Below are 20,866 nucleotides of genomic sequence, written 5' to 3' on the forward strand. Positions count from 1 at the left end.
TTGAAAAACATGAAAACTGACGACTTTTTTGGAAGGTATGAATAATTCAGGATTTATTTACCAGGCACGTAGTCGGGGTCGATGACCAAGACTGGCTTGATGGTCTTCCCGCTACCGGAATCGGCGTTGGCTTCGTTGATTTGGTCGAAGCGGTAGAACTTTTCGGTCTTGTCGAAGTCAAACATGCCGGCGCGGTAGAAGCGAATCAACCGTGGAATATCAATTTGTGGAACGGAGTCACCCATGTTGACCCCAACGACTTTCCGGTCGCTGACACATAAGTCGTTCCAGGTGTCCAAATCGATGTGGTGTGGCGTTACGGCGATCGTCGCCGTGGTCCCACCTTGAGCTAAGGCTTGAATGGAGTCCTCCATGACCTGCTTGACCCCGGTGGTGTCCACGGCCCAGTCGACCCCGTGGCCGTCCGTCAACTTCTTGATGGCTTCAACGGCGTTTTCGGTCTTACTGTTGATGGTGTCCGTGGCGCCCAGTTCCTTCGCTAAGGCTAACCGTGAATCCACAACGTCGACGGCGATAACCGTGGTGCATCCGGAGATCTTGCCGGCCATCATGGCGGCTAACCCGACGGCCCCGGTCCCGAAGACGGCGATGGTGTCACCCGGCTTTGGCTTCAAGGTATTCAACACGGTCCCGGATCCGGTCACGTAGCCACAGCCCAGCGGCCCTAATTTCCGCAAATCCAAGTCCTTCGGCACCTTAACGGCGTTCCGTTCCCGCACCACCGTGGTCGTGGTGAAGGAAGATTGGTCGAACATATCGGCAACGTCATGGCCGTTTTCGGTGAAGTGCGCACTGCCATCGGGCCGAACCCCGGAAAGGTTATTGGCCGCGTAGTTCAGGCATTGCGTTGGCATCCCCTTCAAGCAGTTCGTACAGTTCCCACAACCGTAGAAGGACAGGATAACGTGATCGCCAGGCTTGAAGTCCTTGACTTCGGGACCGACCTTTTCAACGATCCCGGAACCTTCGTGCCCTAAAATGATCGGGTACCCAATCTCGGCATCGCCCTTCCGTAAGGCCTCGTCGGAGTGACAAATCCCGGTGGCAACCATGTGGACTTGTAAGTCGTCCGCCTGCATCGGTGCTAATTCAACGTCATCTTTAATTTCGAAGGAACCGCCCTTCTTATCAACAACTGCCGCTTTGATTCGCATAATATCATCCTTTCTAAACCATGATTCAGCAACTTGATCAACGTGATTAGTGCTACGCAATCCGGGGGACATCGTCTGGCCCCACAGTCATGAAGGAGACCAATCGCGATGGTGATTAACCAGAGATTGTGAATAACTAATCATTTGCTCTACAAGTTCGTTATAGTCCTTTTTCGACCGTAAATAAAGGGTTTTCATAATATTTTTAAATATTAATTATGCTCAGTTTTGCAGGATTGTTTATTAATTTGTTTGTAAATTCACATTATTAATCGACTGATTACTCGCCAGAAATGCCGCTGGCGCGCGGCATAAATCGTTATACTTGCACGCGATTAATCGGGCCCGATTTTTCAGGGGTTCAGCCGTTTAAAGGGGACCTTAATCCGGACGACAAAAAAGCCCGAACCATGAACTGATTCGGACTACTTCCTCACGTTTAACCTATTTTTGGACCATAAACGAATGATCCGGGATGCGAATCAACGTAAAGCGGTTGGCCAACCGGCCGGCGTGTAAGCCGATACCGTTGACGAAACTCTTCTTATAAGTGGTCTCAATCACACCGACCCAGGCCTTCTGGTGCCGTTGGTCGTAGCGCGCGACCCGTTGCTTATCCCAATGGTAAGCCGAAGCCGGCAAGTTAATGGGATTCTTCCCCGCAGACACCGTGGCCACCGTACTGTCGACCTGGTACTTCTCCCCTTCAGTCAGGTAAGTATACTGCTGAATGGGCTTTTTGCCGCTATTGTTGGTGACCGCCACGTAATAGGAAGAACCGTTACCCGTTCCCGTATTCAAGACCAGCGGTTCGTAGCGCGTGGTCTGGGAGACCCGGTTTCCGAGTTGATTGACGTTTTGGAAAAAGGTGGTGTAGCTCATGCCACCGAAAAAGAGGAGCCAAGCCACCAGTTCCACCATGGAGATGGTGAAGTTCCGCCAGGAAAAGCTGCGGCCCTCCTTCACGATTAAATGAATTCGCCGCACCCGCATATCGTGCGTCATCCAAATGAGGGTGATCAAGACTAAGAGCCACAAGACCATCCCTACTAAGTTCCAAGTTGATTTCATGACAACTGTTCGTTCCCTTCTCAAACCTTACTCAGTTTAATGTCACGTTTTTTCCATTACCCCCTAGCTTACGAGATTGCCGCCCCGAATACAAGCGCATTTCGTGATAAATTCCGTTATACTAAAGCTAAGACTCATCTACTTAAGGAGGGATTCTGTATGTGCACTAGTCTGACCTACACCAACGGCGCCGGGCACCACTTCTTTGCCCGGACCATGGATTTTCCCACCACCACGCCCTGGCGGCCCATCTTCTTGCCCCGCGACTACCGCTGGCTCACGGCGTTAAACACGCACCGGACCACCTGCTACGCGCTCCTCGGCGGTGGCCGGATAGCCGCGGACCGGCCCGCTTACCTGATGGCCGACGGGGTCAACGAACGGGGGTTGACCTGCGCCGAACTCTACCTGCCTGGCGCGGTCACCTACGCCGCCGAACCGTTAGCCGGCAAAATCAACCTAACGCCGCAAGACTTCATCAACTGGGCGTTGGGCGAACACGCCACCTTAGCCGAGGTCGTCGCCGACCTGCCCCAAGTTCGGTTAGTGAGTCGGCGGTGGGGCAGCGACCGTTACGTCTACCCCTTCCACTGGATTCTCAGCGACCGCACCGGCCAGACGCTGGTGATCGAACCCACCGAACTGGCCCTTCACGCCGAGATCGATGCTAGCGGGATTCTGACCAACACCCCCGTCTTAGCGACCCACCTACATAACCTCAACCAATTTCTTCGGGTCCCCGGCGACACCTTTCAGCCGGCGACCATCACCGCCGCACGCGATTATCTCACCAGTGGCGCGCCACTACCGACCGGTCCGGTGCCGACCAACCGGTTTATCCGCACGGCCATTACGCGGTGGGGCACGCCCACGCTGCCCACGAACTCGGCGACCCAACGGGCCATTTTCACCTGGTTAGCGGCGGTTAGCCTCCCGTACCAGCCCGAACGACGGCACGAACGCAACCATAATTACACCCATTACCGGTCATTGATCGATCTTGAGGCCAAAAGTTATACGTTTATCCCCCGGATCACTCATCGTTTGCAACAAATCCGATTAACGCCCCAAATGGCGGCCAGTCGGCATTTCCCGCACGTCTTCCCCGCTAATTAAGTTCCAATTTTACAAAATCTCTATCCACCTTTAACCCGATTGATATGCCGTTGAAACATTTCTGTAATGACTCCCTGATAGTATTAAACACATCGATTACGAAATGACCTACAAAAAAATGATTTAATAATATTAAGGAGTTTGTTTATTTTTATGAAGAAGACGTTCGCAAAAATTGTATTGTCCCTCGTGGCCACGGTAGCCTTTGCTTTCACTGGCGCCCAACTGAGCCAACCAACGCAAGCCCAAGCGGCAACCAAGATGTCCTACAGCAAGATCCAAAAGGTCGCTAAGGCCCAATTAGGTAAGCCTTACGGTTGGGGCTCCACTGGTCCTTCCCGCTTCGACTGCTCTGGGTTCACCAGCTACGTGTACAAGCACGCCGCTAAGAAAGTGATCCCCCGGACCGCCCAAGCACAATACAACAAGTACAAGCACGTTTCTTACAAGAACATCAAGAAGGGTGACCTGGTCTTCTTCGGTGGGAGCAAGCGTTCCATCTCCCACGTCGGCTTATACGTCGGTAACGGTAAGATGATCGATTCCCAAAACCGTGGTGTGGTGACCGAAGCCGTTCACGCCCCATGGTGGCACGCTGTTGGTTACGCCCGCGTGGGTAACGTGGTCGTCGACTAACCCCCTTCTTCTTAAATCATAAAATTAAACCTGACCCTTCCCACCATCGGCGTGCGGAAGGGTTTTTGTTTGTCTACTAGAACTGTCTTAAAAGACCAATTTGGAGGTTGCAGCGCTTCCGTTCCAGTCAGAAATGGGCTGGAACGGAGTGGGCACGGCTTCAAGCCCACAGTTCAGGTCTTGAAGACCGACCTTTGTCTAGGCTGGCAGAAAACGCCAGCCAACACAAATTTCACTCCTGAGCCCATTTCCGACTGGCCCTCCAGCTCATACGAGTTATAACAGTAATTAAACTGAATTCTTTTCAACAAAGGGTAATGGATGACCATTTAAATCAGTGATTGAATTTTAAAACAGGTCCTAGTCAAAAGTGCCCCGTTCTAACGATTATCGTCGTCAGAACGGGGCACGCTTCATATTCACTTACCAAAGAAACTCCCAATGATGGCCACGATGGCGATCAACACCCACCAATACCGGGCCAGAAAGTCCCAACCATTCAGGTGTTCCCCCCGCCGTGGCTGGGGTTGGGTCATGTCCATCGGGTCCGGCTGCTCCCCCAATACCAGTTGGTCCAGGCTGACGTTCAGCCGTGCGGCCAACCGGACCGCCATCGCCAAATCAGGAGTCGCTTCTCCCTGCTCCCAGGCGGTCACCGCCTGGGCTGAGACACCTAACTGGGCCGCTAACTGCTCCTGGCCCAAATGACGTTCTTGTCGTATCCGCGCCAATTGTTGGCTAAACTGCATCGTCATGGTCATCCCCGCCTTTCTACTTCTATTCTATCGTTAATGGCCGAAAAACACCCCAATACTGCCCAGAATCGGGATAATGGGCCACCAATACCGAGCCAGAAATTCCCAACCGGTCATGTGGGGGCGAAAAGCGTTGCGATCCCCAATCAGTCAATAAAAGCGGCGTCCAGCATCGAGATGATGCCGGGCGCCGCTTTGGGCTTAACCTCAGACTTATTTGGCCACGGATGGGTGGGCCGTAAACCACTCGTCCATGTCTAAGATGCGTTGAATTTTCAGACTCGGTAAACCGGCGCGGGAAACCCCGTGGAAGCTTTGCGGGTACCGCACGAAGTCCGCGTCCACGCCGGTCTGCTTGACCGCCGTGAAGTATTCCTCGGATTGGCTGATGGGGCAACGCATGTCCCATTCACCGTGCAATAACCGAATCGGGGTCGTGACCTGTGGCGCGTAGGCTAGTGGTGACTGCTTCCAATAAGAAGCTACCCCGCCCTCGGCGAAAAGGTCTTGGCCCAGTTCCCGCGGGTTGAAGTAAAAGCCGATATCACTGGTCCCGTACAGACTGATCCAGTTGGTCACGGGCCGTTGGGCGACCGCGCCGGCAAAACGGTGCGTGTGGCCAATGGTCCAAAGCGTCATGAAGCCCCCGTAGGACCCGCCGGCGATGTATTGCCGGTCGGCGTCTAACTCGGGAAACTTGGCCAACGCCGCGTCTAACCCGCTCATCACGTCCGTATAGTCGCCTTCACCGTAGTGTTCATTGACCGCGTTTTCGAAGTCCTGCCCGTAGCTGGTCGACCCCCGTGGGTTCACGAAGACCACGCCGTAACCTAAGTTGGCGTGCACCTGGAACTCGTAGAAGAAGGTCTCCCCGTAGTTCGCGTGCGGACCCCCGTGGACGTACAACAGGACCGGCGTCTTGGGTGCCTTAGTCTGGGCGGGCAGATACCAGCCTTCTAAAGCTTGCCCGTCGGCTGCCTGGTAGTCGAAATGTTGCGGTTGCGCGTAATGGTGACTCTGTTCGTAGGCCGCGTTAGGATTGTACACGGCGCGGACCTGGTGATCGCTGACCGTGACCGTTTGGAGTTCCGCCGGCCGGGTCTGCGCGGAGACCGCTAAGACCACGTGATCGCCATCGACCACGTCAAAATCGACGATTTCGTGAGCAGCGTCGTTGATTAATTCAATGCCAGTCGCCGTGCCCACGTATAACTGACTATGGGCGTGGTAGGCCGCCGTGAAGACTACCCGTTGGTTATCCAACCAGCGGACCAGCTTACCACCGGGTTGTTGGGTCCAGTCGGCCGCAAATTCGGAGGTGCAGTCCGCCGCTAAATCGGGCGTCAAATCGGTCAATTTTCCAGTTTTCAGGTCGGCGAAGTAGAGGTCGGCCACGGTTTGGGAATCGAACCGGCCGTCACTACCAACTAAGGCGACGGTTTGGCCGTCGGGCGCGATGGCGGCGTCGGCAAACCGGCCCTGAGCCAGACTGGCCGTCAGATCCGTGGTTTCACCGGTCGCCACGTCATAGCAATAGGCGCCGTGCGCGAAGTCGCGGTCGTTAGCCGGTTGGTCGTCCTGCAAGAACGTGACCAACTGACCATCGGTACTGACCGAGGTCAACGCGAAGTCGTACGGTCGCTGGAAGACCTCTTCCACGGTCCCGCTAGCCGGTAAGTAGCGGCGTAAGCGGTAGGTCACGTGCAGCGGTAACCACCCGTACCCGTCCGCCTTATTGATCAGGCGTTCGACGTGCCGGGGCTTAGGAAACGCTTCGGGACTGGGTAACTTGGGCCGTTCCGTGGTTTCGGTGGTTTTGAAATAAACGCTTTGGCCGTCCGCCGCCGCAATCACGGTGTTCACGGCTTCGCCCGGTGTCGCAATCACGGCCGGCTCGCCACCCGCGACGGGTACCTGATAGAGTTGCGCGGGCGTGGCTCCCACCTTGGCCGCGTAGAAAACGGTCGTGGCGGTCACGGCCGGTTGAACGTTAAGCTCACCGGTGGTCGCCACCACGCGTTGATGGCCGGCGTCATCCACGCTATTGATCTGCGCGCGATAACTATCGGTTGCCTGATCCATGTGATTTTCCACAAAATAATACCGCCCGTTTGCCGCTAACGGCTGCGAGAGCGCCTTTAATCGGAATAAATCTCGTGCACTAACCCCTGTTGCTGTCATCCGCATCGCTTCCCTTTTCTCATTGTTTTCTCACAAAGTGATTAGTCCTATCCTAGCCTTTCACTTCTGGCCTGTCAATTCTAAAATGATTAGCCCCCCATTTGTGGTAGGAACCTGCTAAACTAGACTTGTCTCATCCGGCGGGGCACTGGTTACGCGCCAACGCCGCACTATTGTTTAGAAGGAGTGTTTGTTTTATGAAAATTGCAATTGCCGGTGCCGGCGCCATGGGCAGCCGGTTCGGCGTCAAGCTCCAACAGGCGGGCAACGCCGTCACGTTGATCGACAACTGGGCCGCCCACGTTCAGGCGATTCAGGCGAACGGGCTGGTGGTGACCAAGGACGGCCACGACACGGTCGTTCCCATGACTGCAGCGTTACCCCAAGACGTCCACAGCACCTTCGACCTGGTCATCCTCTTCACCAAGGCCATGCAGATGGACCACATGCTCCAGGAATTAAAGGCCCAACTTAGCAACCAACCGGCCGTTCTGGTCTTAGCCAACGGTATCGGCAACGTCGAAACCATCGAACGTTACGTGCCGCAGCAAAACATCGTGGCCGGGACCACGGTCTGGTCTTCCAGCCTCACCGGCCCGGGCCACATCACGGTCACCGGTACCGGGAGCATCTCGCTGCAAGCCATCGCTCCCGACCAGTTCCACGACTTAGACCGCATCGTCGACACGTTGAACGGCGCCGGGTTAAAGGCCAGTCCGGCCCCCGACGTCTTGGCCGCCATCTGGAAAAAGGCCGGTTTAAACAGCGTGCTAAACACCTACTGCACCCTCTTCGACTGCAACATCGCCGAATTTGGCGCGTTACCCAACTGGCGGGAATTGACCGCCGGCGTCTTGGATGAATTCCAGGCCGTGGCGGCCGCCGCCAACGTGGCCTTCGACGCCCAGGCCGATACCGACCTGATTGCCGCACAGTTTGCCCCGGACAAGAACGGGGACCATTACCCGTCGATGCACCAGGACATGGCCAACCGCCGGCCCACGGAAATCGATTTTCTCAACGGGTACGTGGCTCAGTTGGGACAAAAGTTACGGGTTCCCGCGCCCAACAACGCGCTATTGACGCAATTGATCCATAGCCAAGAAGCCCTCCACGGCATCGCCTAAAGTCATCTTCAAAAAGCGAACACCACGGAACGTGGTTTTGATACCATATATAGATTTTTAGTTGAATTTTATCTATATGTAGTTGTAATTTGCGATTTTTCATCGTACCATAGACCTATACTTATTTTTAACCGCCAATCGAAATTCTGACCTTAGTTGGCGGCTAAACCTTAGGAGGGTCGCCATCATGGACGTTATTCGCCGATCACAAACTAATATGTACCCCCAGAGTCTTACCGTGGAACGACCCACTGGTGCCCACGCTGCGTTTGATTCCACCCGGATTCACCGCGACCTGACCGCGCTCACGAACGACCCCACCGTCGTTCACCGGGTCGAAAGCCTCATTGTGGCCCAGCTAGCGGGCTTTGACGTGGTGGCCACGGAGACCATCGAGGCCACCGTGGTCAAGACACTCACCCAATTGGGCTACCCGCAAATGGCCCTGCAATATCAACGTTAACCTAACAAAACGAGAGTGCGACAGAAGGCGGTTAGCTGGTGAGCATTAACATCGTAAGTCAGATAATCCTGAACTTGGATTATCTGACTTACGGGGTTAAGCGGAACCAGCTGCCTTTTGGCGCACGTTTCAACACCAGATATTCGAAGATGCCAAAGAGGCCGTGACTTTTGTCGCGGCCTCGTTTCATTTTAAGCCAACAAAAAACCCGGCATTGGGGCTTGTGCAGCCACGCGATGCCGGGTATCTTTAGACGTTTAACCTAAGCACTAAAAATCGATCAGCACTCCCCCGAGAACTGACCGACTTCGATTAGGAACTCAATTGAGATTCCAAATGATGTAATTCAGCCGTCCGTACCTCACGAGGTAAGAAACGCCGAATTTCTTCTTCGTTGTAACCTACTTCCAACCGCTTATCATCAAAGATAATTGGCCGTTTGATGAGGTCAGGGTATTTAACCACAAGATCAACTAATTGACTAACTGACAGACTATCGAGGTCGACGTGGAGTTGCTTGAAAATGTTCGACCGCGTCGAGATAATATCTTCACTGCCATTCTCGGTAAGCCGTAAAATCTGCTTGACCTCGGCAGCGTTCAATGGCTTGGACTTGATGTTGCGTTCTTGAAACGCAATGTCGTGTTCCTTCAGCCATGCGCGTGCTTTCCGACTGGATGCACTACTTGGTGCAATATACAAATTAATCATATCTCAGCACTTCCTTATCGTTGGATTGAGTAACGATAGAAAACAACAACTGACTCACTTGGGTTCTCTCCCAACAATTCATTGAACTATCTAGTAGAACCAATTTATATGTTACCACAATTGAATGAATAATCACCCCTTTCTGGAAAGTTTCTGAACAAATAGTCACATTACTTTCAGGGTTAGTTGGTTCACCCAACAATTCCTTTGTTCACAATCGTTTTTGTGATTTATCCGGACAATTCGCGTCAAGTTCGCTTTTATCGGCATCACAAGCCTAAAATCCGCTTAAAACGGACCTTACCATTTTTTAACTAGATGCGAGTGAGCGCCCGCAGAATCAAAAAAAGTTCATTTTTGAATATTTATCGATTTAAAATGAATATTTAGTCATCGAGAATCGCGATTAAAAGCGTTTTCTCGCCACACATTCCCCGAAATGTGGCTAAAAATTCGTCTCGTGGACCACCGCGTAGCAGGCCAAACTACGGGCTAAATCCTCAAAGTAGGGTAAAATTAAAAGCATCAAGATCCGGCCGGTGGGCGCGATTGCGGACTTCCTATTGTAGTCGTTTAACCCAGTCCTGCAACCCCTAATTTTACGGACTCGGCGGCCGGACGATTCCTTAAGCTGGAGGCGTTCATTTTGGAGATTTTTTATGCCGTCGTGCTGTTGATCGTGGCCACGATTGCGGCGAATTTAGTCTACCCCTACTTTCCCGTAATTCCGCAAGCCTTCTATCAAATCTTTGCCGGCGCGCTACTTTCGTTTGTGCCCTTGTTTCACCATTTCGTGCTTGAGCCCGAAATGTTCATGCTCATCATCATTGCGCCGCTGATGTTTCACGACGGTCAAAACGCCGACACGCACGCGCTGCGCAAGCACATCCCCTCGGTCCTGTCCATGGCCGTGATTCTGGCCGTGCTCACGGTCATCCTGATGGGCTACGTCAGCCACGCCGTGATTGCGAGCCTACCGTTAGCCTTGGCCTTCGCCCTGGCCGCCATCGTGACGCCGACCGATGCCGTGGCGGTCTCGTCGATCACCACCAACATGGCGGTCCCCGAGAAGGTCATGGGCATGCTGGAACGCGAATCGTTGTTCAACGACGCTTCCGGATTAGTGGCCTTTAACCTGGCGTTAACCGCCTTTATCACCGGCGAATTCTCCGTTCAAGACGGGGTGGAACACTTCTTCGTGGTCTTTCTCGGTGGGCTACTGATTGGGGCCATTTTAGGGGTCCTGTTCATCTGGGGGCGCATCTACCTGGTCCAAACCGGGATGGATTCAACCAGTGTCATCGTGCCCTACGATATCCTGACGCCCTTCATTATCTACCTGGCCGCCGAACACTTCGAGTTATCCGGTATCCTGGCCGTGGTCGCCGCGGGGTTACTGCGCAGTGCCGCCAGCAAGCAGATCCGGCTGTCGAGTACCCAGTTACAGCTGGTCTCCCGGTCGACTTGGCGGATCCTGACCAGTATCTTAAACGGCTTCGTGTTCGTGCTCTTAGGAGTCTCGTTGCCGACGGTCTGGCACAACATCCAGGCCGAACACACCACGGCGCTTCCCAGCTACCTGCTGTTAGCGGTCATCCTCTACCTGGTGATGTTCGCTTTACGCTACCTCTGGATTCGTTTCGACTGGGCCCTGATTCACTCCGCCCCTAAGGACCAACGGCACCACGCGTTGGTCGGCGCCCTCTCGGGAATCCACGGAACCATTACGTTAGCCATGGCCTTCTCCTTGCCCCTGACGCTGCACGGTCAGGCCTTCCCGTTCCGAAACACCATGATCTTTATTGCCGCCGTGGTCATCATTTTGAGCCTGTTGATTCCTGCCATCGTGTTGCCCCTGATTCTGCCGAGTCGTGAGCAAGAGATCGATCCGGAACAGGCTAAGCGCGAACGACAAAATCTCATCGCCTACGCGACCCAGCAGCTGACCTTAGAACACCCCGAGTCGCCGGACGAGACCCAGGCCGTGGTGGAAATCCTGAATAGCCAATACGGCGACCACCGGCCCGACCGCAAGTTGGTCAAGGACCTGATGATTCAGACCAACCAGGCCGAAGTCACCCGTATCCAACAGCTAGTCGACGAGAATCAACTGGCGCCCGCCTACGCCAACCGGTACGTCCGGGGCCTCCTGTGGAAGACCCGCGCGAACAGTCGGCTCTCTTTCGCCGGCTTCGGCATGTGGTTTAAGTACGTCAATCACCGTCTGACCCACCGCTTACGCCACCGCCGCAACCGTAATCATCACGACCGGCGCCGGCAGCAACCCGGCTTCCCGACCGACGCTCAGGTCGCCGCGTTAAAGACGCAACGCGAACAGGTCCACGCCAACCTGCGTACGGTCTTTACCTCGATGGAAACGCAGGGGTATCACGCCGTTATCGAGACGCTGACCGCCCTGGCCACGCCCGATAATCAGGCCGAGATCAACGCCGTTCGGTCCTCCTACAACACCCGGCACCGGCGGTTCACCCAACGAGATACCAGTGATCTCCAAAACGAATTGTTCATTCAGGCCTTCCAATACGAATACAACTACGTCCGGCAACAACGCCTCAACCACACGATTCCTTCCGCACTGGCCGATGACTTGTATCAACAGATTTCGACCGACCAGATGTTATACATGCAAGAGATTACGGGCGATTAATTCCGCAGCGTCACATTTTCTTCACAATTAGGGGGTATAGTGGAAACATAACTTACGAATTGAAGATGAATAAGTTACGAAATTTTACTCCTCCAAAGTAATTGTACCCCGGATGGTTTGGGCTCACGTCTAAACGTCCGTGTACACGTAATTTACGTTTCAGTCAAAAGCGGTGAGTCCCATCCTGGTTGGTGGGGCACACCGCTTTTGGTCGTTTACGGGGGCGTTGGGTCCCCCGCTAAACCTTCTAGTATGAGAAAGTTCTCATAATTTTGAGAAAATGAGACCAAAAATTTACAGTTTCAGCAAACTAGCTTATAATTTCTTTAACACGTTCCACACTTAGCGTTTTCTTGCCAGCAGCTGGCGGCTTACAAAACGCCAGTTAGACGTAATCGGAGGGTGACTTTTATGAAGCTGACAATTCTATCAACCAGCGATACACACGGGTACGTTTTTCCCACGAACTACGTGAAGAAAGGCAGTAAGCAGGGCTTCGGCCTCGCCCGGGCGGCAACGGTGGTCGCACGCGAACAAGCCGCGGCTGAAGGGCCGGTGGTGACCATTGAAAACGGCGACTTCCTAGAGGGATCACCCCTAGCCTACTACGTCGCCCGGGTCCAACCCGACCGCGATCCCGCCCCGCTCATGAACATCTACAATCAAGTTGATTACGATTGCGGCATCCTGGGAAATCACGAATTCAATTACGGGCAGGAATACCTGCAGACGGCAATTCGCGATGCCAAACGTCAGATCCTCTGCGCCAACATCTTGGACCGTAACGGCGACCCCGAATACGGCAAGCCCTACACCATCATTGAAAAGGCCGGTATCAAGATTGGCGTGCTGGGGTTGACTACGCAAGCCGTCTATAAATGGGAAAAAGCCACCAACATTAGTGGCCTCCAATTCGAATCGGCCTTCATCGCCGCCAAGAAATACGTCCCAATCATCCGCAAACAAGCCGACATCGTGGTGGTCTGTTACCACGGCGGCTTCGAACGCGACCTGGCGACCGGCGAACCCAACGACATCCACGTGGGCGAAAACGAAGCCTACCACATGTTGGCCGAGATTCCCGGCATCGACGCCATGGTCACCGGCCACCAACACCGCCAAATCGCGACCGAACTCTTCGACATCCCCACGACCCAACCGGGGTTCCGGGGACAGGCCGTGGGCAAGATCACCCTCGACCTCAAACGCGACGCGACCGGGAAAGTCACGGTGATCAACCACGACTCCGAACTGGTCTCGGCCGCTAACGCTCCGCTGGATGCCAAGGTGATCAACGCCGCGGCCACGCTGAATTCGCGCGTGGGCCACTGGCTGGACCAACCCTTAGGCCACATCAACGGCGACATGACCTTTCACGACCCGTTCAAGGCGCGGATGCACGAAACCCCCTACATTGAATTCATCCAACAAGTCCAAATGGCGACCATGGGCGCCGACATTTCCGCCACGGCATTATTTAGTGACGAGGCGTTGGGCTTCGAAAATCCGATTACCATGCGCAACATCATGACCAACTACGTTTACCCCAACGGGTTGTCCCTGTTAAACATCACGGGGGCCGACCTCAAGGGGGCCTTAGAGGTCACGGCGCGTTACTTCACCGTCCTCGACGGTAAGATCACCGTCAACCCGGCGTTTGTTCACCCCAAACACCGGCAGTACAATTATGACATGTACGAAGGCGTGAATTACACGCTCAACATCGCCCAGCCGATGGGGCACCGGGTCGAAAACTTGACCTACCACGGCCAGCCGGTCACCCCGGATCAACCCCTGCGAATCGTGCTTAACCAATACCGTGCCGTGGGTGGTGGCCATTACGGCATGTACGAGGCCAGCAAGATCATCGCGGAGAGTCAAAGTCCCATGAGCGAACTGATTGCCGACTACCTGCAAGAACACCCGACCGTTGACGCCACCACCAACGATAACTTCAAGGTGGTCAACGAGCCACACGACCTGACCGATTAACCTGAAAAAGCGTTCGCTGCAACACCTAACCTGGTCGTTAGGTCTCGCAGCGAACGCCTTTTTAATGCTTACTTTTAACTTTTAGGATTCGGCATTGCCGGCATACGTGTAGTAGGTCTGCTTGCCGAGTTTGTAGACGTGATAGTAATCCGCATAGCTCTGATGCTTAGGTGTTTGTAACTTGGTCTTCTTCAGGTTGGTGACCGTCAGGCGATACTGGTATTTCCCGTGGGTCGCTACCCGCTTGGTCGGGAGTCCCTTCACGGCCTTTTTGGTGTAGTAATACCGGTGGGTGCCCTTCTGGGTAAACTTGGTGATTTTCGCACTGGCCTGCGGGCGGTACTCCGTCCGTTGCCGGGAATGCTTGACCGTGCCAAAGGATTCTAGGTAGCCGTCGGTCGTGACGGTCACCCACGGTCCGGTCCAGATACTGGTCTTCATCGACCGGGTAAAGGCGGGCATCTCACCCTTGGCTTCCAGCATGTACTTGGGTCGCGTGGTCGCCGTCAGGTACCGGCCGACGTTATTCAACGCCGTGTACTTACCGACACCGCCCGCGTGGACCTTCTTTGGCCAGCCATTTTTGACCTTTAACTGGTAGTTGACCGTTAACAAATCAAAACTCGCCTCTAAACGCGTCTTAGCGGGATCCGTTAACCCCGGAAACGGCCCGGACACCTGCCCCTTGACCACGGTCCCCTGCGGAATCGTGACCCGCTGACTGGAACCGTACAGCTGAATCCGAAAGGTCTGGTTGGCCCGGTAATAGGTGTGGTCGGACTGTGAATCGGCCGCCGCACTAACGGTCGCAACCAGTCCTAATCCCACGGCACCCAGCAATAATAAACTTGATTTTAAGCCATGCACGCGCATAATCGTTCTCCTCCAAACATCCCTGATGGGGTCAAGTATACCACGGTTAGTCTGAATCACCCACCGGCGATAAAAAAAGTGGTACGCCTGCCAACCGGCAACCGCACCACCCTCGGCGACCTACGAAGCATTGGCCGCTTTTTTCTTTTTCTTCTTCTTTTTCTTTTCGTCGCCGACGTATTCGACCGCCGTGAGCTTCCGAATCGTGGTGACCTTGATCTTCCCGGGATAGGTGAGTTCGGCTTCGACGCGCTTGGCCACTTCCTGGGTCAGATTGGCCGCCGCCTGGTCGTTGAGCGTTTGCGGGTTCACGATGATCCGCAATTCCCGACCGGCTTGAATCGCGTAGCTTTCCGTGACGCCGTCCTGGTCGTTGGCAATCTTTTCTAGTGACCGCAGCCGGTTAATGTAATCTTCCACGGACTCACTCCGCGCCCCCGGCCGGGCCCCGGAAATCGCATCGGCCGCCGCGACCAGGTCAGAAATTGGCGAGGTTTTCTCCACGTCACCGTGGTGCGCGGCAATCGCGTTGATGACTACCGGATCTTCTTGGTACTTCTCGGCAAACTCAACCCCGATTTCCACGTGGGTGCCCTCGACTTCGTGGTCGATGGCCTTCCCCAGGTCATGCAAAAGCCCGGCCCGTCGTGCTAAGCGGGTGTTGTACCCTAAGCGCGCGGCCATGGCTCCGGTCATCTGCGCCACTTCGATCGAGTGTTGCAGGACGTTTTGGCCGTAGCTGGTCCGGTACTTGAGGCGGCCAATCAGCTTCATCAAGTCGGGATGCATCCACCCCACGTGCAAGAGGCTGACGGCCTGTTCCCCGGTCTCCCAGAGGCTGTGGTTGACGTCGCGTTGGGCGTTTTCCACCTGCGTTTCGATCTGGTTAGCCGAGATGCGCCGACTGGCTACCAGGTTGGTGATGGCGACTCTGGCGACCTCCCGCCGAATCGGGTCGTGCGTGCTGATAAATAACGTGGTGTTGTCGTCCGGTACGAAGATCAGGTCCGTCCCGGTCAGCGTCTCGAGTAACCGAATGTGCTGGCCGTCGCGACCGATGATCTTGCTACGGACTTCGCCGTTGGGTACCGTGACCGTGTGTTCCAGGTGTTCCTTAGGCAGGTCTTGCGGCCCCGATTGGGTGGCGGGTAAGACCACGTCTTTGGCCCAGCGCTCGGCGTTGGCCTCGGCGTTGTCGTTTTGCGCCTTGATCTCGATGTCCCGGTCGCGCTTCAACTCGATCTCCGCTTGCCGGAGCACCTCATCTTGCGCGGCCTGGGTATCCATCCCCGCGCGTTGGGCTAACGTGGTCGTGCGCGTCTCCCGCAGCTCCGCGGCTTGGTCCCGCAAATCGTGAATGGCGTGGCGCTGTTGCTGGTTGACCTGGCTGCGTTGGTCGAGCATCGTGGTCTGTTCATCCAACCGGACGGCCATCTGGTCTAACAATTGTTCGCGTTGCTGGCGGCGCTGTTCTCGCACCGCAATATCACTTTGTTGTTCGGTCAATTCGTCCTTGACGGATTGCTGATAGGCTAAGGTTTCTCGTTGGTTTTTCGCTTGTAACTTTGCGACTTTCGCCTTGGTTTTCGCCGTGGCTTCAGCGACAATGTCACGCGCCTGTTCCTGCACCGCGAGGAGTTCCTGGTGGTGTTGGTGTTGACGCACGAGATAACCCAGTACCAGCCCAATCAATAACAGACCGATTATCAATCCAGTTATTAACAATTTAACTTACTCCTTAATTTGACTCCCGAGAAACGCTCCCGGGTGGGTTGGTCAGGTTTCTCGTTAATTATACGCCATTTTCAAGGACAACCCAACTCTTCAATTTGCCGGCGGTGTCATGGCGACCGGTAAGAACAACCAGGCCAGTAACCCCGCCTTAAGCCCACTGGCCACCCACAACACGGTCGGTGCGGCCCACTGCGCTAAGGCCGCACCAATCCCACAGCCTAATAAAAAGGTGCCGATGGTCCAGGCGAACTGGCGCTGGCGGTGCCGGGCTACCGGATCACGTTGCACCCAGGCCTGGTAGGTCGCTGTCGCCAAATTCTTGGTGTTGCCGGTCATGATGCCGTTATTGATGGCGATGCCGCCCACCTCACGAAACACCGTGAGTTCGTAACCGGCCACGACCCCCAGCAAAAAGATCAACCAGGCGGTCGGTAACGTGGTCTGTAAGCCCGCCAACGCCAAGTACACGCTCACGTCAACGGCCATCAGCCAGCGCATTTGGCGCCGAGCGTTGCCCCGACTCAGGTGGTCACTTAACCCCTGCGCCCCGAAGCAACCCAGAAAATACCCGATCAAAACGGGAACGTTGACCCAGGCGGCCGCCCAGCCGGACTGGACGAACTTGACCATCAGGACCACTAAGTTTCCCGTCTGTGCGCTGACAAAGACGGCCCCGTGATTCAGGAAAGTGTCGGCATCGATCATCCCCATCACCAGCGTGGCGCCAAGCGTCAGGATGGTCTGGGTCAACGGCCGAAATGTGGCGGTCTGCGGCATGGTGGGGCCTCCTTTCTAGTGGAAGTACTGCGTAAGGAAGTGTTTCACGGTCGACTGGTACAACTGCGGATCGTGCGACAACGCCGCGGCGTGCTTGGCACCGGGGACCACTAACAATTGTTTGGGCCCGGCGTCGGCGTGATAGACCTGGTAGACCATCTTGGTCGGCACGAAGGTGTCCGCCCCCCCGTGAATGAACAGCATCGGTTTATGATTCTTCTTGACCGCGCTCACCGCGTCGGCGTCCTTAAAACTAAAGCCGGCCCGTAACCGGGTGACCGCGCTAGTCATGGGCACCAGCGGCCAGTACGGTAGGTTGTACATCTGGCGGGCCTGGTAGCGAATCTCATCGTCGGCCGTGGTGTAGCCGCAGTCTTCAATGTAGGCTTTCAGTTGCGTGGGCGTCTTCAGGCCGCTAGCAATCATGGTCGTGGCCCCGCCCATCGAGACCCCGAAGAGCACGATTTGCGACTGCTTACCTTGGCGGGCAATCACCTGATTGATCCACTTGAGGTAGTCGCGACTTTCGAAATAGCCGTAGCTCATGGCCTTGCCGCCACTTACGCCCTGGGCCCGGTCGTCGGGAACCAGCACGTTATAACCTAATTGGTGGAACATGCCGGCGTACCCGCCCATCTGTTCCTTGCTGGACGCGAAACCGTGGACCAGAACCACGGTCTGCTTGGTGGCGCGGGCCGCCGGGATGTAGTTGGCGACGAGCTTAAAGTTGGCGTCCGCCGCCGTTTCGGTCCAACGGTACTTCTTAGCCGTCTGGTACCAGTGCTTTTGCGCGTACAACGGATCGTTGGTGGTCAGGGCCTTGGGCGCTCCGATGAAACTCTTTTTACCCCGGGCGACCGTCATGTTGTAGAAGTAAAAACTGGCCCCCACCAGTGCCACGACGATCACACCCACAAAAACTCCGCCGGCAATCAGCCAGCGCTTTAAAACCTTATTCAACTGTATTTCCCCCTTAATTTTGCCTAGAGATAGTATACAGGGGTTCTATCCCTCAGCGCAATCGTTAAGAAGTTTGCTATAATATAGCCAACTTCTGTGGCGGGGTGCCAGATGCACGCCGCACCACACACCTTAAAGGGGGATACGCCCATGACTTATTCGTTAAATTGGGATCTCGATTCACTCTTCACCGGCGGGATTCACTCCGCCCAGCTAAAAGCGAAACTCAAACAAATCAAGACCGACACCGCCGCATTAGGCGACCTGCTCGACCGGTGGGACGCCACCAGTGACGCGCCCAAATTTCAACAGTTCATCAAGCTCATCACCCAGCTACAGGCCATCGAAGCCGGTCTCGCCCAGGCGAACCTGTTCGTCAGTGCGATTGGGTCCGCCGACATCGCCAACCCCGACGTTGCGCCCACCGAAGACCGCCTGCGTAACCTGGAAACTCAGATTCAGACCGTCAGCGACAAACTCAAAAAGGTCCTGGTCCAGGTTCCCGACGCGCAATTTGCCGCAATACTCAACCTGCCGGCCCTGCAACCCATCGCCTTTAACCTGACCGAGATGCGCGACGCCGGTAAGGAACTCCTCGACGACAAGACCGAAAACCTGATTAATCAGCTCAACCTCGACGGTAAGGCCGCCTGGAGTTCGCATTACGATTCGCTGGTCGCCACGGTTACCGTCCCCTTCCACGACGCTAACGGTGACCCGGTGACCCTATCGGCCGGCCAAGCCGACAACAATCTGTTGGGCAACGCCGACCCGCAGTACCGCGCCGACCTCTTACCCGCCTGGGAACAGGCCTGGACGGACAAGGAACAACTCTTTGCCGACACGCTGAACCACTTGGCCGGTTTCCGTCTCACGGAATACCAGGCCCACGGCGTCAGCGACTTCTTGCGTGCCCCGTTAAAGGATAACCGGTTAAGCGCGGCGACCCTCAAGACCATCTGGCAGGTAGTCGACGATAACAAACAATTCCTGCTCGATTATCTGGATCGCAAGGCGGCCCTGTTAGGCAAGAAACACGCCGGTTGGCAGGACGTCGAGGCCCCGTTAAACCTTCCGGGCAGTCAACTCCACCACTTCACCTACGACGAAGCCGCGGCCTTTATCATCAAGCACTACGGCGAGTTCTCGCCGAAGATGGCCGCCCTGGCCCAAAAGGCCTTCGCCAACCACTGGATTGAAGCCGAAGACCGCGCGGGTAAGGCTCCCGGTGGCTGGATGGAAAGCGCGCCCGAAACCAACGAATCTCGGATCTTCATGACCTTCACCGGCTCCCCCAACGACGTGTCCACGCTAGCTCACGAACTAGGCCACGCCTTTCACTCCAGCGTGATGGGCGACCTGCCCTACCTGCGTCAGGGGTACGCCATGAACGTGGCCGAGACCGCCTCGACCTTTGGCGAATTGATTGTGGCCGACGCCAACGTTAAGGCCGCCACCAGCGACGCCGAGAAAATTACGTTACTGAACGCCAAGATGGATAACCCGGTCGCCATGTTCTTGAACATCCGGGCCCGTTTCTTATTCGAGACCCGGTTCTACCAACTCCGGCGCCAAAAATTAGTCACCCCCGCCGAACTAAACGAGCTGATGCTCAACGCCCAAAAGGAAGCCTTCGGTCACGACCTGTCGACCTACTCGCCCCACCTCTGGGCCAGCAAGTTGCATTTCTACATCGACGACCTGTCCTTCTACAACTTCCCGTACGTCTTCGGTTACCTCTTCAGCCTGGGCATCTACGCCAAGGCCCAACAGACCGATAACTTCGAGGACCAATACATCGCCCTGTTACGTGACACGGCCAACATGTCCAGCGAATCCCTGGCTCAAAAACACCTGGGCGTCGACCTGACCCAACCGGACTTCTGGTTAGCCGGCGTGGATTTGATCAAAAAAGACGTGGCCGAGTTCATGCGCCTGACCGATCCGCTAGTTCACCCGACCCCTCGTCCTTAAACCCAACGCTTCGTGGTATAATGGATTTAGATATTATGGCGTGTATTAGTTGGGATAAAACTGCTCGCCTCCAGGCTAGAAATTGGTACATGATATTTCTACGAGTGGTCGTAGCTTTCATTAAAATGTCGACTAACTATTTATTGGCAACTTAACTAATCGCACATCATCAGATATTAGAACTTATACCATCATAAAGAAGTGGGTGAGCAGATGTTTCCGGAACGACTTCGGGCTTTGCGCCGGGGGCAACACATTACCCTCGAACAACTGGCAGAGGCTTTGAACCAGCAACTTTCAACGGATGACGACGAACATAAGAATACCGCTTCCCAGATTGGCAATTGGGAACGCGGCGTGCGGACACCCTCGTTCGTTGAAGTCCGCAAATTAGCAGAATATTTCGACGTGACCATGGATTACTTAGCGGGCAAGACGGAACGCGACGCCTACGATTTAAGTCGCCTGTTTCTCTCCGGCAAACAACTCAGCTTCAACCGCGAAGTCTTGAGTGGCCAAGACCGTTACGAAATCTACCAACTGATTGACGGCTACTTGCACGGTAAGGAGAACCGCTTTACCAACACCACGCCCAACCAGCAAGAGGAATTGGACCTGCACCTCGACGATCACTAAGGTCAAAGTCGGCTGTT

Annotated in this window: 17 protein-coding genes; 8 read left to right on the top strand and 9 right to left on the bottom strand. The window is 55.1% G+C overall.

Annotated elements, in window-relative coordinates:
* Nucleotides 1–53 precede the first annotated feature (53 nt).
* The gene (locus FD38_RS10030) at nucleotides 54–1,175 is read right to left on the bottom strand and encodes an NAD(P)-dependent alcohol dehydrogenase (protein WP_057733823.1); all 1,122 of its coding nucleotides are present in this window, start codon (nucleotides 1,173–1,175) and stop codon (nucleotides 54–56) included.
* A gap of 444 nt (nucleotides 1,176–1,619) precedes the next feature.
* The gene (locus FD38_RS10035; protein WP_057733825.1) at nucleotides 1,620–2,246 is read right to left on the bottom strand and encodes an LVIS_2131 family protein; all 627 of its coding nucleotides are present in this window, start codon (nucleotides 2,244–2,246) and stop codon (nucleotides 1,620–1,622) included.
* Nucleotides 2,247–2,405: 159 nt separating this feature from the next.
* On the opposite strand from FD38_RS10035, the gene FD38_RS10040 reads away from it, so the two are divergent.
* Nucleotides 2,406–3,362 (top strand): linear amide C-N hydrolase, encoded by a 957-nt coding sequence (locus FD38_RS10040; protein ID WP_057733827.1) that lies wholly within the window; start codon nucleotides 2,406–2,408, stop codon nucleotides 3,360–3,362.
* 153 nt (nucleotides 3,363–3,515) lie between these two features.
* Nucleotides 3,516–3,998: a C40 family peptidase gene (locus FD38_RS10045; protein WP_057733829.1), complete on the top strand. Its 483-nt coding sequence runs from the start codon at nucleotides 3,516–3,518 to the stop codon at nucleotides 3,996–3,998.
* Nucleotides 3,999–4,417: 419 nt separating this feature from the next.
* Here the strand turns inward: FD38_RS10045 and FD38_RS10050 are convergent, their stop codons facing one another.
* Both FD38_RS10050 and FD38_RS10055 read right to left on the bottom strand, forming a co-directional pair.
* A complete protein-coding gene (locus FD38_RS10050) occupies nucleotides 4,418–4,753 on the bottom strand; it encodes a helix-turn-helix transcriptional regulator (protein ID WP_225430816.1) in 336 nt (111 codons plus the stop codon).
* Nucleotides 4,754–4,966: 213 nt separating this feature from the next.
* Nucleotides 4,967–6,934: a S9 family peptidase gene (locus tag FD38_RS10055; protein ID WP_225430815.1), complete on the bottom strand. Its 1,968-nt coding sequence runs from the start codon at nucleotides 6,932–6,934 to the stop codon at nucleotides 4,967–4,969.
* A 197-nt stretch (nucleotides 6,935–7,131) separates the two neighbouring features.
* Here FD38_RS10055 and FD38_RS10060 point away from each other — a divergent pair, with 197 nt between their 5' ends.
* Together FD38_RS10060 and FD38_RS10065 are read left to right on the top strand one after the other, a co-directional pair.
* The gene (locus FD38_RS10060; RefSeq protein WP_057733833.1) at nucleotides 7,132–8,061 is read left to right on the top strand and encodes a 2-dehydropantoate 2-reductase; all 930 of its coding nucleotides are present in this window, start codon (nucleotides 7,132–7,134) and stop codon (nucleotides 8,059–8,061) included.
* 187 nt (nucleotides 8,062–8,248) lie between these two features.
* Complete coding sequence (locus tag FD38_RS10065; protein ID WP_057733834.1) at nucleotides 8,249–8,524, top strand: hypothetical protein; 276 nt, start codon at nucleotides 8,249–8,251, stop codon at nucleotides 8,522–8,524.
* Between the two features lie 312 nt (nucleotides 8,525–8,836).
* On the opposite strand, the gene spx is transcribed toward FD38_RS10065, so the two are convergent.
* A complete protein-coding gene (spx, locus tag FD38_RS10070; protein ID WP_057733836.1) occupies nucleotides 8,837–9,235 on the bottom strand; it encodes a transcriptional regulator Spx in 399 nt (132 codons plus the stop codon).
* A gap of 646 nt (nucleotides 9,236–9,881) precedes the next feature.
* On the opposite strand from spx, the gene FD38_RS10075 reads away from it, so the two are divergent.
* The gene (locus FD38_RS10075; protein ID WP_147007866.1) at nucleotides 9,882–11,903 is read left to right on the top strand and encodes a cation:proton antiporter; all 2,022 of its coding nucleotides are present in this window, start codon (nucleotides 9,882–9,884) and stop codon (nucleotides 11,901–11,903) included.
* Nucleotides 11,904–12,314: 411 nt separating this feature from the next.
* Nucleotides 12,315–13,895 (top strand): bifunctional metallophosphatase/5'-nucleotidase, encoded by a 1,581-nt coding sequence (locus FD38_RS10080; protein WP_057733839.1) that lies wholly within the window; start codon nucleotides 12,315–12,317, stop codon nucleotides 13,893–13,895.
* Nucleotides 13,896–13,976: 81 nt separating this feature from the next.
* Here FD38_RS10080 and FD38_RS10085 read toward each other — a convergent pair whose 3' ends face one another.
* The 4 genes from FD38_RS10085 to FD38_RS10100 form a co-directional block, all read right to left on the bottom strand.
* A complete protein-coding gene (locus tag FD38_RS10085; protein WP_057733841.1) occupies nucleotides 13,977–14,768 on the bottom strand; it encodes a hypothetical protein in 792 nt (263 codons plus the stop codon).
* 120 nt (nucleotides 14,769–14,888) lie between these two features.
* Complete coding sequence (gene rny, locus FD38_RS10090) at nucleotides 14,889–16,493, bottom strand: ribonuclease Y (RefSeq protein ID WP_057733844.1); 1,605 nt, start codon at nucleotides 16,491–16,493, stop codon at nucleotides 14,889–14,891.
* A 99-nt stretch (nucleotides 16,494–16,592) separates the two neighbouring features.
* Nucleotides 16,593–17,279 carry a YoaK family protein gene (locus FD38_RS10095; RefSeq protein ID WP_057733846.1) on the bottom strand — a complete coding sequence of 229 codons (687 nt, stop codon included), beginning with the start codon at nucleotides 17,277–17,279 and terminating at the stop codon, nucleotides 16,593–16,595.
* A gap of 15 nt (nucleotides 17,280–17,294) precedes the next feature.
* Entirely contained in the window at nucleotides 17,295–18,239 is a 945-nt protein-coding gene (locus tag FD38_RS10100) for an alpha/beta hydrolase (RefSeq protein ID WP_057733848.1), read from the bottom strand.
* A gap of 150 nt (nucleotides 18,240–18,389) precedes the next feature.
* Here FD38_RS10100 and FD38_RS10105 point away from each other — a divergent pair, with 150 nt between their 5' ends.
* Nucleotides 18,390–20,213 carry a M3 family oligoendopeptidase gene (locus FD38_RS10105; RefSeq protein ID WP_057733849.1) on the top strand — a complete coding sequence of 608 codons (1,824 nt, stop codon included), beginning with the start codon at nucleotides 18,390–18,392 and terminating at the stop codon, nucleotides 20,211–20,213.
* A 213-nt stretch (nucleotides 20,214–20,426) separates the two neighbouring features.
* Nucleotides 20,427–20,849, top strand: a complete 423-nt coding sequence (locus tag FD38_RS10110) for a helix-turn-helix domain-containing protein (protein WP_057733851.1) — start codon at nucleotides 20,427–20,429, stop codon at nucleotides 20,847–20,849.
* The last annotated feature ends 17 nt before the right edge of the window (nucleotides 20,850–20,866 follow it).

This window comes from Levilactobacillus zymae DSM 19395 (assembly GCF_001434115.1).
In the GTDB taxonomy this organism is placed as follows: domain Bacteria; phylum Bacillota; class Bacilli; order Lactobacillales; family Lactobacillaceae; genus Levilactobacillus; species Levilactobacillus zymae.

Excerpts from the sequence above, each read along its gene's own strand:
- FD38_RS10030 (WP_057733823.1), bottom strand. The coding sequence starts at position 1,175 with ATGCGAATCAAAGCGGCAGTTGTTGATAAGAAGGGCGGTTCCTTCGAA.
- FD38_RS10035 (WP_057733825.1), bottom strand. The coding sequence starts at position 2,246 with ATGAAATCAACTTGGAACTTAGTAGGGATGGTCTTGTGGCTCTTAGTC.
- FD38_RS10040 (WP_057733827.1), top strand. The coding sequence starts at position 2,406 with ATGTGCACTAGTCTGACCTACACCAACGGCGCCGGGCACCACTTCTTT.
- FD38_RS10045 (WP_057733829.1), top strand. The coding sequence starts at position 3,516 with ATGAAGAAGACGTTCGCAAAAATTGTATTGTCCCTCGTGGCCACGGTA.
- FD38_RS10050 (WP_225430816.1), bottom strand. The coding sequence starts at position 4,753 with ATGACGATGCAGTTTAGCCAACAATTGGCGCGGATACGACAAGAACGT.
- FD38_RS10055 (WP_225430815.1), bottom strand. The coding sequence starts at position 6,934 with ATGACAGCAACAGGGGTTAGTGCACGAGATTTATTCCGATTAAAGGCG.
- FD38_RS10060 (WP_057733833.1), top strand. The coding sequence starts at position 7,132 with ATGAAAATTGCAATTGCCGGTGCCGGCGCCATGGGCAGCCGGTTCGGC.
- FD38_RS10065 (WP_057733834.1), top strand. The coding sequence starts at position 8,249 with ATGGACGTTATTCGCCGATCACAAACTAATATGTACCCCCAGAGTCTT.
- spx (WP_057733836.1), bottom strand. The coding sequence starts at position 9,235 with ATGATTAATTTGTATATTGCACCAAGTAGTGCATCCAGTCGGAAAGCA.
- FD38_RS10080 (WP_057733839.1), top strand. The coding sequence starts at position 12,315 with ATGAAGCTGACAATTCTATCAACCAGCGATACACACGGGTACGTTTTT.
- FD38_RS10085 (WP_057733841.1), bottom strand. The coding sequence starts at position 14,768 with ATGCGCGTGCATGGCTTAAAATCAAGTTTATTATTGCTGGGTGCCGTG.
- FD38_RS10095 (WP_057733846.1), bottom strand. The coding sequence starts at position 17,279 with ATGCCGCAGACCGCCACATTTCGGCCGTTGACCCAGACCATCCTGACG.
- FD38_RS10105 (WP_057733849.1), top strand. The coding sequence starts at position 18,390 with ATGACTTATTCGTTAAATTGGGATCTCGATTCACTCTTCACCGGCGGG.
- FD38_RS10110 (WP_057733851.1), top strand. The coding sequence starts at position 20,427 with ATGTTTCCGGAACGACTTCGGGCTTTGCGCCGGGGGCAACACATTACC.